The following is an 18,123-nucleotide window of genomic DNA, read 5'->3' on the forward strand; positions in this document are numbered from 1 at the left end:
GATTACCTATGAGGAATTGAAATTTACTTGCTACTGTAGGTTTTCCCATAGAGAATCTGAGATTTTAGATTACCTATGAGGAATTGAAATTGATTATACCGTAGGCAGTAATAACCCAAGTTCTTCCGATTTTAGATTACCTATGAGGAATTGAAATCTAGAAGCTTTAAGTATGCTTGACAAAGATAAAAAAGATTTTAGATTACCTATGAGGAATTGAAATTTTTTCTGTACCGCCAATTTGCATTGTTCTAGTGTAGGATTTTAGATTACCTATGAGGAATTGAAATTACTTTACCTACTGCAACCACTTCTACACTTGGTGGAGATTTTAGATTACCTATGAGGAATTGAAATCTAAATTCATCTTTCTTTTGAAAAATTCTTATATATGATTTTAGATTACCTATGAGGAATTGAAATAAAAATGAAGAATATGGGCCAAGGCTAGACACAATTAAGATTTTAGATTACCTATGAGGAATTGAAATCAATCTAACGATTATGGTATCTAAAAACGGAACAGAGATTTTAGATTACCTATGAGGAATTGAAATCGAAGAGAGAGTACAGGGCAGCCATTTCACTTCAAGATTTTAGATTACCTATGAGGAATTGAAATTTTAGATTCAGATGATAGCAATAAGAAAGCTGATGGATTTTAGATTACCTATGAGGAATTGAAATAACATTTGTTGCAGTCTTTATCTTCTCTATCACATAGATTTTAGATTACCTATGAGGAATTGAAATCCAACGAGGTCGTTAAAACCTACCTGGTTCTTGAAAGATTTTAGATTACCTATGAGGAATTGAAATTGATTTTAGTACCGTTGGGAGTAGTGGCGATCAAGTGATTTTAGATTACCTATGAGGAATTGAAATAACCTAAAATATTTCCTATACCACCAGCTACACCACCGATTTTAGATTACCTATGAGGAATTGAAATTAGATGATATTGGGATTGATGATATAGCTAATGAGCCGATTTTAGATTACCTATGAGGAATTGAAATCGGTTATAGCTGCTTTTTTATTACAAACTTTTAAAGATTTTAGATTACCTATGAGGAATTGAAATTTTTGAATCCTCCAACATCTAAAAGTACTGATTTTAGATTTTAGATTACCTATGAGGAATTGAAATTCACGTGAAAATATATACGGCATATCCATCCATATTGATTTTAGATTACCTATGAGGAATTGAAATTAATCTGCCAATACAAAGCAGTAATAAGAGTGGTTAGATTTTAGATTACCTATGAGGAATTGAAATATAATTCCTAATAATCAACTCACTATACCTGTGTTCGATTTTAGATTACCTATGAGGAATTGAAATCTCATAATCTTCCTCCTATCTCTTCAACTTCACACGGGATTTTAGATTACCTATGAGGAATTGAAATGCTGGTACAGGAAAAGGCCTCTATGATTGGACATTGGATTTTAGATTACCTATGAGGAATTGAAATTTTAAAATAATACTTTAGAACCGCCTTGGCCCTTGGATTTTAGATTACCTATGAGGAATTGAAATACATAATTCTCATAGGCAACTGTCTTTTTAGGAGTAAAGATTTTAGATTACCTATGAGGAATTGAAATCTTGGTCATGGGATTTAAATATCCACCTTCAATTACAGGATTTTAGATTACCTATGAGAAATTGAAATCAATATAATTGTAATATACATATGGGGGAGAAAGTTGGATTTTAGATTACCTATGAGGAATTGAAATTGTAGAGATTTATGAAGGTGACATAGTGTTAGACGGCAGATTTTAGATTACCTATGAGGAATTGAAATCTGAAATTTCAACATCATCCCAAAATCCATGTTTTGCGATTTTAGATTACCTATGAGGAATTGAAATTTCTTGATATAAAAATAAGGGGGATAAAAATGTATGGATTTTAGATTACCTATGAGGAATTGAAATTTTCTAACCCATATATGATCTCCACCGTGTGCTGTAGATTTTAGATTACCTATGAGGAATTGAAATCGCAAAAAGTTGTTGAGGCATTTACCGGGCCAGATGGATTTTAGATTACCTATGAGGAATTGAAATTACGAAACCCGTGGATACGGCAAAACAGGTACAATCAGATTTTAGATTACCTATGAGGAATTGAAATTTAGTTACCGATTTTGCTAGTGGTCAATATAGCACTGATTTTAGATTACCTATGAGGAATTGAAATTAGATGCAAATATAGGGATGCTACGGGATGGAGATAGGATTTTAGATTACCTATGAGGAATTGAAATTTCAGAGCCATAGAGCCACAATTTAATGACATCATTGATTTTAGATTACCTATGAGGAATTGAAATCTCGACTACCTTCCACACTATAATGTACTAAAATATCGATTTTAGATTACCTATGAGGAATTGAAACTATACCTGACCTAATGAAGTATCTGCCACCATGGTATAGTTTTAGATTACCTATGAGGAATTGAAACCATGGAGATTGCAGAAAAAGCAATTAATAAAGCAAGATTTTAGATTACCTATGAGGAATTGAAACATGTACTGGCCATCATGCTGCAGTGACAGCCAGTATGGTTTTAGAATACCTAGTGAGGAATTGAAATAATGCAGATATGGTAGATGGTAAACATGCGAACGATTGTTTTAGAATACCTAGTGAGGAATTGAAATTCCTACACTCTGGAAGTTTCCTTCATTTCCATTAGCAGTTTTAGAATACCTAGTGAGGAATTGAAATTATAGAACATAGGGATAGTACAAGCTGATGCAGTACAGTTTTAGAATACCTAGTGAGGAATTGAAATGATTTGTCAAGAGCCTTTGCAATAGAAGAAGCTTTGGTTTTAGAATACCTAGTGAGGAATTGAAATAATGAATTGAAAGCCGTTCCTAAAAAAGCTTTAGACAGTTTTAGAATACCTAGTGAGGAATTGAAATTTTCATTTTTAGACGCATTAGGGGGCAAAGATAGTAAGTTTTAGAATACCTAGTGAGGAATTGAAATCGGCATCATCTGTACTGTATTCATTTAAGACCTTAGTTTTAGAATACCTAGTGAGGAATTGAAATAATCCAACCGAATAGCAATTTGTTTATTGGATAGTTGGTTTTAGAATACCTAGTGAGGAATTGAAATCTCATAACCTTGGAAGTATCGGAACTATGGATCTCACGTTTTAGAATACCTAGTGAGGAGTGATGTTAGTATAAAAGTGTAGACACAAAGAAATAGATTTACTAAAGATCTATAATAAAATTAAGAAGGGAAAGTGTCTACAAGTGGGAAAAGCATTTAAAAGATATACGGATGAATATAAAAATACTATTGTTGAATTATTTAATAGAGGAAAGACGTATAGTGAACTTAACAGCGAATATGGAATACCTAAAACGACAATGAGGCAGTGGGTGCTTAAGGATAAAAACAAAAAAAATGGTACAGAAGCCAAAGAAGAAAATATCAAGGAAGTTCTCAAAAAAAATGCCATACTCCAGGAAGAAAATGAAATATTAAAAAAAGCTTTATCCATATTCGCAAAGGAAAAATAAAAGATATCTATAAGTTCATTGATGAAAACAAGCATTGTTACTGTAAAAAGATCAAAAAATATTTTGGAATAAAAACCATGTGTAGGGTGTTGGGTATAAGCAGAGCCGCCTATTACAGACATTTAAACAGGAAACCATCCAAGTGGGAACGTGAAGATAAAATTTTAGATAAAATGATATATAAAGAATACAAGGATTCAAAATGCAGGTATGGTGCTGTTAAAATATTAAGACAGCTTATGAAAAAGGGATTTAAACCAAGTTTGAAACGGGTTCAGAGACGGATGAAAAAATTGAGTATAAAATCAATTATAGTAAAAAAGTGGAGGCCATACTGTAGTAATAAGGTCAATGCTGCTGGTAAAGAAAATCTTATTGAGGAAGATTTTTCAGCAGATACAATCAATAAAAAATGGCTTACAGACATAACATACATATATACTTTAAAAGACAGGTGGTGCTACCTGGCATCTGTTTTTGACTGCTGTAGTGCAAAAATAGTTGGATGGCATATTTCAAAGGACATGAATGCTGATACAGCATTAAGAGCTATAAAGAATGCCATAGAAATTCAAAAACCTGATTTTAAATCACTAATACTTCATAGCGATTTAGGCTCACAATATACAAGCAGTACAGTTGAAGAATACCTTAAAAGCAAAGGTATAAAACATTCTTACAGTAAAAAGGGATATCCTTATGACAATGCACCGATGGAATCATTTCATGCTTCACTTAAGAAAGAGGAACCAAGGATGAACAAATATATTGATTTCGAAGATGCAAAGATATCAATATTTGAATATATTGAAGGCTGGTACAACAGGAAAAGAATACACAGCAGGATTGGATATATTACTCCACAGGAATGTGAAGATATTGAAAGAAAGAAATCAGCTGCCTGATAAAAGAATCAATTACAGCAATTAAATTTTCAATCAGCCTTAAGGATAAATATATTCGATCTAAATATATGTCAAGGACAAGCTGTGGGCTTGCTCTGTATATCCTTGATATATATTTAGATCGAATTAAAATAGTTAAGGGCTATTTGAAAATTAAAATATATTCAGTTCAAAAGTTCAAAAAATGTGTCTACTTTATTGACATAGATCCAGAATTGAAATATGAGATTAACACAATAGGTTGACCGTTCCTACCTCGATTTTAGATTACCTATGAGGAATTGAAATTTAGAGAAACTAGGTCAATGATGAAAGAACAAGGATCTGTTTTAGAATACCTAGTGAGGAATTGAAATGGAGATTAGCTATGGATATAAGAAAGCACATCGGAGTTTTTAGATTACCTAGTGAGGAATTGAAATATAAATAATGGTGTAGAAACTATAGTACATTATCCAGGTTTTTAGATTACCTAGTGAGGAATTGAAACCTGACCAGAGTTTTCTTGTGGCTGTAATGGAGGAAGCGTTTTTAGAATACCTAGTGAGGAATTGAAACCTCCATGGAAGATGCATATAAAAATATTTTCTGATGGTTTTAGGATACCTAGTGAGGAATTGAAATAGTGGAAAGGGCATGGCCTAGAGGTTACACCCTTTCGTTTTAGAATACCTAGTGAAGAATTGAAACACTAAAAAACCATTGCCGAGTGTTGATCGGCATAATCCGTTTTAGAATACCTAGTGAGGAATTGAAACTTAGATATCTCCTTTACTGGCCGTTTCTTTAGTTTAGTTTTAGAATACCTAGTGAGGAATTGAAATTCTGATGTAAGGGAACAACTGCATCCTGCTCCTGTTTTATTTTTAGGATACCTATAAGGAAAAAATAAAATGTTTGAAAGGAACTTAGATGAGAAAACGGTATTATTATAAAGGTGAATCAATGGATATGTTACATACAATGGCATTTAAAGAGATGTACCCTGTTATTTCCTGTATAGTAAAATTACCCTCACCAATCAATGTGAATCGTCTTAAGAAAGCTGTCGAACTTACAAGTGTGAAAATTCCTGAAATTTTATGTCATTACCAGCCTGAGAAAAATCGATGGATTTATTCATCAGAGTCGAATCATACAGTGGTTATCCAATTAGGAGAAAATGATGATCTACTCCAGCAGCCCATTGATTTTCTTAAAGATACCCAGCTTAAGGTTTTTATAAAAAATATACCGGAGCCTATAATTTACATGGTAATGAGCCATATATTCACAGATGGTTCAGGTTTTAAACAATTTCTTTATTTACTGGCTAATAATTATAACCATAAGAGATTAGCATCAAATTTTAATAACCAGCGTTCAAGTGAATCCATTATAAAGACATTACTTAGCAATAATAGAGAATATAAATCAAAGATGGATTTACCTGATCACATTTTGAATGTGCCATTTACAAATGAAGCTTCTACTTTGAAAAAATTTGTTGATTATATTGAGGTTTCAAAAGATAAGTTTTTAAAAATTAACCAAAGAGCTAAAAAATATTGCTTAACTATTAATGATGTGATTATGGCTGCTTATATTATTACTTTATCATAAAAAATAAAACTGACAGAAATATTGCTTCCATGTCCAATTGACTTGAGGTAATTTTCACCTTCTGAATCACTGCGCATTGCTAATTTGACAGGAGAATATGGATTGATAATTTCAGTTGAAAACAATGATGATATTTTTGCTATTGCCCAAAAAATTTATAATCAAATAATGAATTTGAAGAGTAAGAAGATATTTTTACAGTCAATTCCGAAGCTGCAGTCAATTTATCACAAACTGCCCGTTTTCCTTGTCTGCTGGATAATTTCGAAACATTATCATGTTCAGTCAGTTTCCTATACTAATTTTGGTATTATGAATCGGCAATTTTATTTTGAAGACAATACAATTTTACATTGCCTGTTAACAGGGAGCTTTAGAAAAGTTCCACAATTTCAGCTGGCCGTTTCTACATATTCTGGAGTATGTACCTTGAGCTTTTGCATGATAGGAAGTCATCTAAATAAAGAAGAAGGACATGATATAATAAAAAATATAGTTACATTACTGGGAAAATGGAGTCAATAATTAGATAAATAGTACACATTTGCTGGATAATGTTACGACTGCCTATAGGCTGAATCTTAAATAGATGTATTTAAACGAGCACTTGCCATTATTGGATTATCTTTAGTATAATGAACTGTACTCGAATTGATGGAGATGTATAAGTTAGATATAATAAATATATGATGGATACAGGAAATATTGATTTCATCCTAGAAGAGAATCTTAAACTTTTGGGTGCTCATTTTCTTGTAAAAAATTTATATATTTGATTTAACAATTGGAGTTGATAAAGTATGAGATTAAATATAAATATAGGCTTTAATGAGAAGTTAAGCCTGCCTATACATTACAACAATATACTTCAGGCAGTTATATTAAACTGGCTCGGAGATGAAAATTATCAAAAATTTATACATGACTGTGGATATAAGCTGGGAAAAAGAAAATATAAACTGTTTACGTTTTCTAAAATATATGGGAAATTTAAAATAAACAGGGAAAGAAAAACTATAGATTTTTTTGATAATGCACATTTTATTGTTTCATCTCTGGAAAATAAGTTTTTAAGTTATCTAGCATTAAATGTTATAGAAAAGGATAATTTTAAGTTTGGAAATAATATAGTGAAAGTGGATTCGATTGAAACCGTAAATAATAGAATTTCTGATAGAGAAGAAGTTTACACAAAGTCTCCCATAGTTATGTACAGTACTTTTAAAAATTATGCAGGAAATAAAACTTATTATTATAATCCTCTAGAACGTGAATTTAGTGAACTTATAAGAAAAAATTTAATACATAAATATGAAGCTTATTATGACAAGCTGCCTATAAAAGATGATTTTTCTATAAGCCCTCTTAACAGAAAAAAGCTAAAGGAAAGAATAGTCATTTATAAGGATTACGTTATAAAAGGATGGGATGGAGAATTTTTAATTGAAGGTTCGAAGGAACTCATGGATATATCTTATAATGCTGGAATAGGCTCAAAAAATTCTCAAGGATTTGGATGCATTGAGATAAAGAAATGAGCTATTCCCCGGACAATTTATTCCCTGAGATTATGAACAGAGCATAAGTAAATTACTATACGTTAGATTTTCTTATGCTTTATGTAATTATCCTGAAAAAATATCATAGACTTATTTCCCAATCTAATTTATAGATGAAGGCAGTAAAAACCATTAGTTTTCAATGCTTTATGCTGCTTTTTTTATATTGATCCCAGAAAACTAAAAATGCCTGGAAAATTTTTAGGAAAACTCTTTATTTATGGGATTTTAAGTCATATAACCTAAGTTTTGCAGCAAAAACGAATAAAAAATACCCGTTAGGCCAGTAAACATGCTGGTTAGCGGGTATTCTTTTTTGTCAGAGAATCATAGCGTTATAAATCATTTTTTGGTAGATGCTAAAACTTTTTTTATCTCACCTAAACTTCGTATCTTTTTGGAGTAGTCAATGTTAGAAATAACTCCAATTTCATTTAATATATCATTGAAATAATCAAACATGTAATAATTCTGCTGAACATAGCTGCATTCAGCTTTTGACAAAGTTTCTAGTAGTTTTCCAATACTATATTTGTTTCCTGTTTTCATCTCAAGTATCCTTGCAATCACCAGAGCAACGAAACAGATTAAAAAATGTGCTTCTATATGCCCTTGGGTGGATACAAAAACTGGTCTTGCCTCTAAGTCACTTTTAGTTACTCGGAAAGATTCTTCAATCTTCCATAACCCTCGGTACATATCAATGATTTTATCATCAGATTCTTTATATTCACTAGTTACAATGACATAGTAACCATCCAAAGCTTCTTCTTCCTCTAGTTTGTCCATGTCTAATTTTAGAAGTTGTGTTGGTTTCAAGATTTCTCCAGTTTCTTTATCGAAGTTAATGTTTTTTATATATTTAGCTGCACCATAGGAAGTAGTGGATCTATGTCAATAAAGTAGACACATTTTTTGAATTTTTGAACTGAATATATTTTAATTTTCAAATAGCCCTTAACTATTTTAATTCGATCTAAATATATATCAAGGATATACAGAGCAAGCCCACAGCTTGTCCTTGACATATATTTAGATCGAATATATTTATCTTTAAGGCTGATTGAAAATTTAATTGCTGTAATTGATTCTTTTATTAGGCAGCTGATTTCTTTCTTTCAATATCTTCACATTCCTGTGGAGTAATATATCCAATCCTGCTGTGTATTCTTTTCCTGTTGTACCAACTTTCAATATATTCAAATATTGATATCTTTGCATCTTCGAGATCAATATATTTGTTCATCCTTGGTTCCTCTTTCTTAAGTGAAGCATGAAATGATTCCATCGGTGCATTGTCATAAGGGTATCCCTTTTTACTGTAAGAATGTTTTATACCCTTGCTTTTAAGGTATTCTTCAACTACATTGCTTGTATATTGTGAGCCTAAATCGCTGTGAAGTATTAGTGACTTAAAATCAGGTTTTTGAATTTCTATGGCATTCTTTACAGCCTTTAATGCTGTATCAGCATTCATGTCCTTTGAAATATACCATCCAACTATTTTTGCACTGTAACAGTCAAAAACAGATGCCAGGTAACACCACCTGTCTTTTAAAGTATATATGTATGTTATGTCTGTAAGCCATTTTTTATTGATTGTATCTGCTGCAAAATCTTCCTTAATAAGATTTTGTTTACCAGCTGCATTGACCTTATTACTACAATATGGTCTCCACTTTTTTACTATAACTGATTTTATATTCAATTTTTTCATCCGTCTCTGGACCCGTTTCAAACTTGGTTTAAATCCTTTTTTTATAAGCTGTCTTAATATTTTAACCGCACCATACCTGCATTTTGAATCTTTATATTCTTTATATATCATTTTATCTAAAATTTTATCTTCACGTTCCCACTTGGATGGTTTCCTGTTTAAATGTCTGTAATAGGCGGCTCTGCTTATGCCCAATACCCTGCACATGGTTTTTATTCCAAAACATTTTTTGATCTTTTTACAGTAACAATGCTTGTTTTCATCAATGAACTTATAGATATCTTTTATTTTTCCTTTGCGAATATGGATAATGCTTTTTTTAATATTTCATTTTCTTCCTGAAGTATGGCGTTTTTTTTGAGAACTTCTTTGATATTTTCTTTTTTGCCTTCTGTACCATCTTTTTTGTTTTTATCTTTAAGCACCCACTGCCTCATTGTCGTTTTAGGTATTCCATATTCGCTGTTAAGTTCACTATATGTCTTTCCTCTGTTAAATAATTCAACAATAGTATTTTTATATTCATCCGTATATCTTTTAAATGCTTTTCCCACTTGTAGACACTTCCCCTTCTTAATTTTATTATAGATCTTTAGTAAATCTATTTCTTTGTGTCTACACTTTTATACTAACATCATAGCCCTTGTATAAGAACCCGGATTTGAGATTAAGTCCTGTGCTTTTGCAAGTGCGGCAGCACGCTCAGCCTTAGCACGTTTATCATATTTTTCGCTGTAGAATACTACCTGTTTTTCATGTACTACTTTTTTTAATTTTTTTCCGTTAGATGATGTTATCTGAATTGTTCTTGGGTATAATCTAGATTTTCTCTTGTATTCTGTGCCTAGCCATTCATATCCTTCTTTTGCTAATACATACTGTTTTAATTCTTTGTCAGAACCGCGAACAGACATACTGAATACATACCCATCTTTTGTAGGAGTATGAGTCGTATACCAAATGTTGTCGCCAGTAGTCATGCCTTTGTCTGCCACCGTTATTACCCTGCCAAGATTATATTCCTTCTTGATACGTGCAAAATTAGGTCGATAGGTAAGGCAGTCATTAGTGTTTCCTGAAAATAGCTCATAGGTAATGGGGAGCCCTTTGTTGTCTATAAATAACCCCATTTGTACAATTGGATTTGGTCGGTGTTCTTTCGATACTCCCTTTTTTCTGAGGTTGTCCATTTTATCAGTTTCAAAGTAGTAGTTGGTTACATCATAGTAAATAAGACTGGTATCTCTTCCATAGAGTTCTTTGATTTTATTGTTGATCCAAAATTGGAGACTCTCTTTATGCTTGTTAAAAAAGGTAAGGCAACGATAAACATCATCAAGAGAATAGTTATCTTTTTCAAAGAACCAATCTTTATTCTCAAAAGTTTTCTTTTTTGAAGCAGGATTCAAAAGCCTTGAATAAACAAGGAGTTTCATGATTGTATCAGCATCATAATTGTCCTTAGTATGACGTTGTCTGTTGGTAAGGAAAGTGTGTATGCCAAGCTCATGATAAATCTTGCTTAACGCAGTATATCCAAAATTTTTACGCAAGGTAACATCTTGCTCGATTGTATCAGCATCATGAAATACAAAAGTGATTGGAGCTTTTTTACATTTCTTTTCTTCCTTTAATTGTTCAACACGTGCAGAGAAGAAAGAGATTGGATCATCATATTCTTTTTCTAATTCGTCGAGAAATCCTAAAGATTCCACAGTTATCTGCCGGGAACATTTTTTAGTTTTATCATAGTAACTATCTACAATGGATAATCGAATTCTGCCATTGCTAGAAGGAGTCTTTTTTAGGTACATAAACAATCATCTCCACACATATAATACTAATTATATCACAATACTACATAAAGCGCTAGTAAAATATGACGAAAAACGAAAATAAAAATCCCCGAATTCGCCAGTAAAATCAATGAATCCAGGTTAAGTTAAGTAAAAAGTTGCTGCAAAACTGTGGAAGGCAGTAAAAACCATTAGTTTTCAATGCTTTATGCTGCTTTTTTTATATTGATCCCAGAAAACTAAAAATGCCTGGAAAATTTTTAGGAAAACTCTTTATTTATGGGATTTTAAGTCATATAATAAAAATAAAGAATGGCTATTTCACACAGGCTGAACCTTAACATGAGATGTATTTAAATAAAAGTATTGATGGATATACAATACAAGTAAATAATGCTGAACCTTAACATGAGATGTATTTAAATATGCAGAGAACCGAAAGGTAGACCAGGCAGTTGAATGCTGAACCTTAACATGAGATGTATTTAAATTTACATACTTCTTGTATGTTACAGGTCTTACATTAGCTGAACCTTAACATGAGATGTATTTAAATAATTTTAGCCTGTGTGCTCAGCTTTTAACTACCCATGCTGAACCTTAACATGAGATGTATTTAAATATACATTATTCAATATTCAGCCCTCCATTCGCTTGCTGAACCTTAACATGAGATGTATTTAAATAATCAATTGTATTATTTTCCAAAACTGTTGGGCTTGGCTGAACCTTAACATGAGATGTATTTAAATATGGTTTTATTATAAAAAGCCTGGTATTCATCATCGCTGAACCTTAACATGAGATGTATTTAAATTACACCTCTCGTTCAATTCTATTTATATATGTATAGGCTGAACCTTAACATGAGATGTATTTAAATATGGCTGATGCTTTTGCGTATATAAGTAACCACACCGCTGAACCTTAACATGAGATGTATTTAAATATCAAACATTTAAGACCTCCAAGTATAGGAAATTTAGCTGAACCTTAACATGAGATGTATTTAAATTATCCGTGAGGAGCAGGACCACCAGCCCAGCACCCTGCTGAACCTTAACATGAGATGTATTTAAATAACCGTATTAAATAATAAAGATAGTATGAACCTTTTGCTGAACCTTAACATGAGATGTATTTAAATTTGTTGTTCCTGCGTAGTAAGATCTCTATGGTTATTGCTGAACCTTAACATGAGATGTATTTAAATTGGATTTATAGAACATTTTTTGGGGTGCTACAACGCTGAACCTTAACATGAGATGTATTTAAATATGTCTCTTCTAAAGATGGCAATGGCAGTGTTGGTAGCTGAACCTAAACATGAGATGCATTTAAATTAGAGGTTCTCAAAATCATAAGTTTTAGGATAAATGCTGAACCTTAATATGAGATTAGTTAAAAATGTTTTAAAGCTTGTATTAAATTTTTTTATCGTCGACCCTGAATAGAGTAAAAATTACCGGGGGTCGACAATTTTTACGTTTCCAGTTAATTTGCGGTCTGGGATTGGTTTTTGAAATTCTTCAAAAGATTTTCCTGGATATTGCAATTTTGTACGAGCTGATGTATTCTATACTCGATGGGATTTTAGATTACCTATGAGGAATTGAAACATTTCATGTAGTTTGACTTCATCAACTGGAACACCCGAGATTTTAGATTACCTATGAGGAATTGAAACTTAGAAGTCCTATGCCTATAGGAGTTGGTTTTGCAGATTTTAGATTACCTATGAGGAATTGAAACTATTTTTCTGGAATTTTATTAACAATATTAGAGAATGATTTTAGATTACCTATGAGGAATTGAAACTACTGTTCTTGCATTTTTAACACCTGCCTTTTAAGATTTTAGATTACCTATGAGGAATTGAAACTTGCCATAACCTCTCAACCTCTCTTTCAATTTTTTCGATTTTAGATTACCTATGAGGAATTGAAACTTTTTTTTATCTAAAATTAATCTAAATCTATTCAAAAGATTTTAGATTACCTATGAGGAATTGAAACTCATTCCGAATGGACTTGCAGCACCTATAGCCTCTTGATTTTAGATTACCTATGAGGAATTGAAACTTATATTCCGTATCATCATAATCTGAAGGATCTCCCGATTTTAGATTACCTATGAGGAATTGAAACAAGAATGCTAGGAGGTAAGATATGGCTGATAAACTTTAGATTTTAGATTACCTATGAGGAATTGAAACTCAACTCACAAAGGAGAAAATGGATATGTATATGTTTCCGATTTTAGATTACCTATGAGGAATTGAAACATAGGTGCAATAATGAATTTTGAAAAAGTCAAGGACGAGATTTTAGATTACCTATGAGGAATTGAAACTCAAAATCAGCAGATAAAAAAGAAGCTGCATCATCGATTTTAGATTACCTATGAGGAATTGAAACTCTGATGAAGCATATAGTACTTTATGTGTTCCAGGAGATTTTAGATTACCTATGAGGAATTGAAACCTAAATCCTGCTGACTGCTATTCATAAGTGTTTTTTCTGATTTTAGATTACCTATGAGGAATTGAAACCCAGTTTCAATTTGGGCTAGAAGTGAAATATCTCCTTGATTTTAGATTACCTATGAGGAATTGAAACTATGAAGAACCCCGGGAGGGAGAGCTTACCGGATGGAGATTTTAGATTACCTATGAGGAATTGAAACCCAGAAAACTGGTAAGGATATACAAGACCTTACTGATGATTTTAGATTACCTATGAGGAATTGAAACTAGATTATTATGAAGATGATTTAATTAAAGATTTTTGATTTTAGATTACCTATGAGGAATTGAAACTCTCATAAATATGCATTTCATTCTCCCTAAAATTTAGATTTTAGATTACCTATGAGGAATTGAAACTTTTTCTTTATCCATACGAATCCTGCTGTTTTATAGATTTTAGATTACCTATGAGGAATTGAAACTCTGTTCCACAAGTGGATCTGGTTGTCTTGTACCTCGATTTTAGATTACCTATGAGGAATTGAAACAAAATAAACACAGGAAGTTTGAATGACAAGGATTGGGATTTTAGATTACCTATGAGGAATTGAAACCTTGATGGAGCTGTGGCAAATAACAATTTAATATTGGATTTTAGATTACCTATGAGGAATTGAAACCTCGTAATGGTAACTTTTCATACTTTGAAAGTCCTGATTTTAGATTACCTATGAGGAATTGAAACTCCAATAAACATAATTGATATTGTCAATCCACGTATTGATTTTAGATTACCTATGAGGAATTGAAACCTTTCCCAATCACATTCTATATTACAAGGCATTTCTCGATTTTAGATTACCTATGAGGAATTGAAACATAAACGTTTGCAGTTGCTAGAAAGCCAAGTATCTGAGATTTTAGATTACCTATGAGGAATTGAAACTAGGGTGCTGTGTTCTGATAGGGCGGTGATAACCGCGATTTTAGATTACCTATGAGGAATTGAAACTATCCTGTACAATAAAGCTCTCATGGTTTTTCTTAACCGATTTTAGATTACCTATGAGGAATTGAAACTAGAACAAGCTAAGCACTGGAACATGAGCAATAGTGCGATTTTAGATTACCTATGAGGAATTGAAACCTGGAATTGGGAAACAGGGAATGCATATCCAAGAAAAAGATTTTAGATTACCTATGAGGAATTGAAACTGATATACTCAGTGGATTTTGGACATGGCACCGGAGATTTTAGATTACCTATGAGGAATTGAAACAAACTCCCTGTGCTATTGTACTTGTTACATTTTCCATGATTTTAGATTACCTATGAGGAATTGAAACTAAATAACTGGATGCCAGATGAAGAATTTGGACTTGCGATTTTAGATTACCTATGAGGAATTGAAACCTCCTTGGTCGCGGAGGGCGACCGCATATGGGTTTATGATTTTAGATTACCTATGAGGAATTGAAACTAAAATTAGCTTTGGATGATGTTCAGGAAGAATTTGGATTTTAGATTACCTATGAGGAATTGAAACCACCTTTCGGTGCATTGGCGGTCGGATTATATTTAAGATTTTAGATTACCTATGAGGAATTGAAACCCTTAGGATAAGTCCCTAAGCTTACAGGTCTTTCAGTGATTTTAGATTACCTATGAGGAATTGAAACTCATATATCCATCCCGTGTCTTGACATATGGAGCATGATTTTAGATTACCTATGAGGAATTGAAACAATTATCTAAAGCTTTTATAGCGGCATCTTTAGCTTGGATTTTAGATTACCTATGAGGAATTGAAACCAGAGTGCGTTAGATGCGAAAGCTCCTATAGCTTCTCGATTTTAGATTACCTATGAGGAATTGAAACATACTTATATGGGAGGCTAGAGATGGAAAATGAAATGATTTTAGATTACCTATGAGGAATTGAAACTGTACTCAATACCCGATATACGATAAATCTCTGACTGGATTTTAGATTACCTATGAGGAATTGAAACTATATCCAAGTGAAATACCTGACATTTTCGCAAGATGATTTTAGATTACCTATGAGGAATTGAAACTTTTTTAATTCTGTATTTTCTTTTGTAGCTGCATCTAGATTTTAGATTACCTATGAGGAATTGAAACATTTCTCCCTCCACTTGTTCGGGTTCAAAGCAATCTCGATTTTAGATTACCTATGAGGAATTGAAACCCTAGCACTTTATATGCAGGAGCATCTTTACCGCCCAAGATTTTAGATTACCTATGAGGAATTGAAACTTTATTTTCTCTTTCAAAGCGTGCATTTTCCTAAAGATTTTAGATTACCTATGAGGAATTGAAACTCTCTAGATACGTTCTGTGCAATGTTCAAGGCGAAGGATTTTAGATTACCTATGAGGAATTGAAACCAAGTATAGGCTCAATGACCTGCATAAGTGCCCACTGGATTTTAGATTACCTATGAGGAATTGAAACAGTAATATGACGTCATAACGGTATGATGCCTTTTTAAGATTTTAGATTACCTATGAGGAATTGAAACTAAAAAGAACAATGTGAGGCCTGTAACATACCAGAAAGATTTTAGATTACCTATGAGGAATTGAAACCCAAAACCTATAAATTTAGGAATTGCTCCATTTGATGATTTTAGATTACCTATGAGGAATTGAAACTGTGGAGTAGTGATGAAGGTAGAGATTGGAGTCAATGATTTTAGATTACCTATGAGGAATTGAAACAACCGAGAGAGTATGACTTTAAGGACTTAGAAAAGAAGATTTTAGATTACCTATGAGGAATTGAAACTGATAAGGGGCATGAATGCTGCAGTTGTTCATTGTGAGATTTTAGATTACCTATGAGGAATTGAAACCTATTTTTTTATAAGTATCCTTTGTTTTCTCGTAATCGATTTTAGATTACCTATGAGGAATTGAAACCAATCTAACGATTATGGTATCTAAAAACGGAACAGAGATTTTAGATTACCTATGAGGAATTGAAACATTACTACTTCATCCCAGTTTGCTTCATGCCATTCTTGATTTTAGATTACCTATGAGGAATTGAAACTATCTTACATAGGCTGATTCACTGTTTAGCATCTCTAAGATTTTAGATTACCTATGAGGAATTGAAACTTGCGCATTTTGGAGTAATTGCTATGCTCCCAAATGCGATTTTAGATTACCTATGAGGAATTGAAACAAATTTAATTGGCACTTATCTTGCCCGTAACACCCTGATTTTAGATTACCTATGAGGAATTGAAACCTTTAATGTTAAATTTAATAATTTCAGGTATCCGCCAGATTTTAGATTACCTATGAGGAATTGAAACTGCCATATGTAGATTCAACTTATTACAAGAACACCTACGATTTTAGATTACCTATGAGGAATTGAAACTGCAGTCCACAACAAACACGGGCATGAATTAGACATGGGATTTTAGATTACCTATGAGGAATTGAAACATTAATCCTCCTCTATTTTAATATCTTCTCTTAGAGATTTTAGATTACCTATGAGGAATTGAAACTAAGTAACTTCGGTATTGTAATCTCCCCAGTCAAGATTTTAGATTACCTATGAGGAATTGAAACTTCAGTACGTTATAAACATAATCCTCTGCACTCTTTGATTTTAGATTACCTATGAGGAATTGAAACTCCATTAAGTCCACAGCAACTATAATAAATACTATTGATTTTAGATTACCTATGAGGAATTGAAACACTCAAGAACAATATGATAAAATTGCTATCCGAGATGATTTTAGATTACCTATGAGGAATTGAAACTTTCAATTATTATACCGATCAAATTAGGAAACTTTATGATTTTAGATTACCTATGAGGAATTGAAACAAAGATAGTTCTAGTACAAAACCCGAAAATACTAAGGATTTTAGATTACCTATGAGGAATTGAAACAAGAATAAAGGTCTTGTAACTATAACTCAGATTGCGATTTTAGATTACCTATGAGGAATTGAAACAAATTAAATGTAAAAATGGAAAGAAAGTGGTAGCGAAAGATTTTAGATTACCTATGAGGAATTGAAACATCTTTTCATACATGCTAACATGAACCATAATAGTTGATTTTAGATTACCTATGAGGAATTGAAACCAAGAAATTGCAATGTATAAGGATGTAGACTGGAAAGGATTTTAGATTACCTATGAGGAATTGAAACCTCCGAGGGACTTGCACTGACACCGAATGATTTTAAGATTTTAGATTACCTATGAGGAATTGAAACCATGTAAATGTTGTACTAAATCATCTTTATGCATCAGAGATTTTAGATTACCTATGAGGAATTGAAACTTATGATATGTATTTAAAAGCAGGTGAGTAAATGGCGATTTTAGATTACCTATGAGGAATTGAAACTATTGTGTCTTTTCCTTGTAGGTGTCCCATTCCTCAGATTTTAGATTACCTATGAGGAATTGAAACCACAGAGTAAAATCTCCAGCAATGCCTATGGTTTCATGATTT

7 protein-coding genes, 2 pseudogenes and 3 CRISPR repeat arrays (2 of these 12 cut by a window edge) are annotated in these 18,123 nt (G+C 32.2%); of the genes and pseudogenes, 5 read left to right on the forward strand and 4 right to left on the reverse strand.

All coding sequences use genetic code 11. The features are described from left to right. Positions 1 to 2,547: a CRISPR direct-repeat array (repeat unit 30 nt; unit sequence GATTTTAGATTACCTATGAGGAATTGAAAT); it begins 1,139 nt to the left of the window's first position. 743 nt (positions 2,548 to 3,290) lie between these two features. The 5 genes from ACYUJ6_RS03080 to cas6 all read left to right on the forward strand — a co-directional run bounded on the left by ACYUJ6_RS03080 (position 3,291) and on the right by cas6 (position 7,605). Then, entirely contained in the window at positions 3,291 to 3,560 is a 270-nt protein-coding gene (locus tag ACYUJ6_RS03080) for a transposase (protein WP_461844357.1), read from the forward strand. A gap of 17 nt (positions 3,561 to 3,577) precedes the next feature. Beyond that, entirely contained in the window at positions 3,578 to 4,465 is an 888-nt protein-coding gene (locus ACYUJ6_RS03085) for an IS3 family transposase (protein WP_461845422.1), read from the forward strand. A 326-nt stretch (positions 4,466 to 4,791) separates the two neighbouring features. Beyond that, positions 4,792 to 5,288: direct repeats of the CRISPR family, unit length 29 nt; unit sequence GTTTTAGAATACCTAGTGAGGAATTGAAA. An 89-nt stretch (positions 5,289 to 5,377) separates the two neighbouring features. Next, positions 5,378 to 6,067 carry a hypothetical protein gene (locus ACYUJ6_RS03090; RefSeq protein ID WP_461844412.1) on the forward strand — a complete coding sequence of 230 codons (690 nt, stop codon included), beginning with the start codon at positions 5,378 to 5,380 and terminating at the stop codon, positions 6,065 to 6,067. A gap of 102 nt (positions 6,068 to 6,169) precedes the next feature. After that, a complete protein-coding gene (locus ACYUJ6_RS03095) occupies positions 6,170 to 6,592 on the forward strand; it encodes a hypothetical protein (RefSeq protein ID WP_461844413.1) in 423 nt (140 codons plus the stop codon). Positions 6,593 to 6,867: 275 nt separating this feature from the next. After that, entirely contained in the window at positions 6,868 to 7,605 is a 738-nt protein-coding gene (cas6, locus tag ACYUJ6_RS03100; RefSeq protein WP_461844414.1) for a CRISPR-associated endoribonuclease Cas6, read from the forward strand. A 363-nt stretch (positions 7,606 to 7,968) separates the two neighbouring features. On the opposite strand, the pseudogene ACYUJ6_RS03105 reads toward cas6, so the two are convergent. The 4 genes and pseudogenes from ACYUJ6_RS03105 to ACYUJ6_RS03120 all read right to left on the reverse strand — a co-directional run. Next, positions 7,969 to 8,508: pseudogene (locus ACYUJ6_RS03105) on the reverse strand (IS1634 family transposase); the annotation flags it as partial. Between the two features lie 214 nt (positions 8,509 to 8,722). Further along, positions 8,723 to 9,667 carry an IS3 family transposase gene (locus ACYUJ6_RS03110; RefSeq protein ID WP_461845423.1) on the reverse strand — a complete coding sequence of 315 codons (945 nt, stop codon included), beginning with the start codon at positions 9,665 to 9,667 and terminating at the stop codon, positions 8,723 to 8,725. Further along, the gene (locus tag ACYUJ6_RS03115; protein WP_461844415.1) at positions 9,628 to 9,897 is read right to left on the reverse strand and encodes a transposase; all 270 of its coding nucleotides are present in this window, start codon (positions 9,895 to 9,897) and stop codon (positions 9,628 to 9,630) included. The genes ACYUJ6_RS03110 and ACYUJ6_RS03115 overlap by 40 nt, the downstream gene beginning before the upstream one ends. 84 nt (positions 9,898 to 9,981) lie before the next feature. Beyond that, positions 9,982 to 11,157, reverse strand: a pseudogene (locus tag ACYUJ6_RS03120) (IS1634 family transposase); the annotation flags it as partial. A 1,571-nt stretch (positions 11,158 to 12,728) separates the two neighbouring features. After that, positions 12,729 to 18,123: a CRISPR direct-repeat array (repeat unit 30 nt; unit sequence GATTTTAGATTACCTATGAGGAATTGAAAC) (it continues 8,257 nt past the right edge of the window).

Source organism: Clostridium sp. JNZ X4-2, assembly GCF_054889485.1.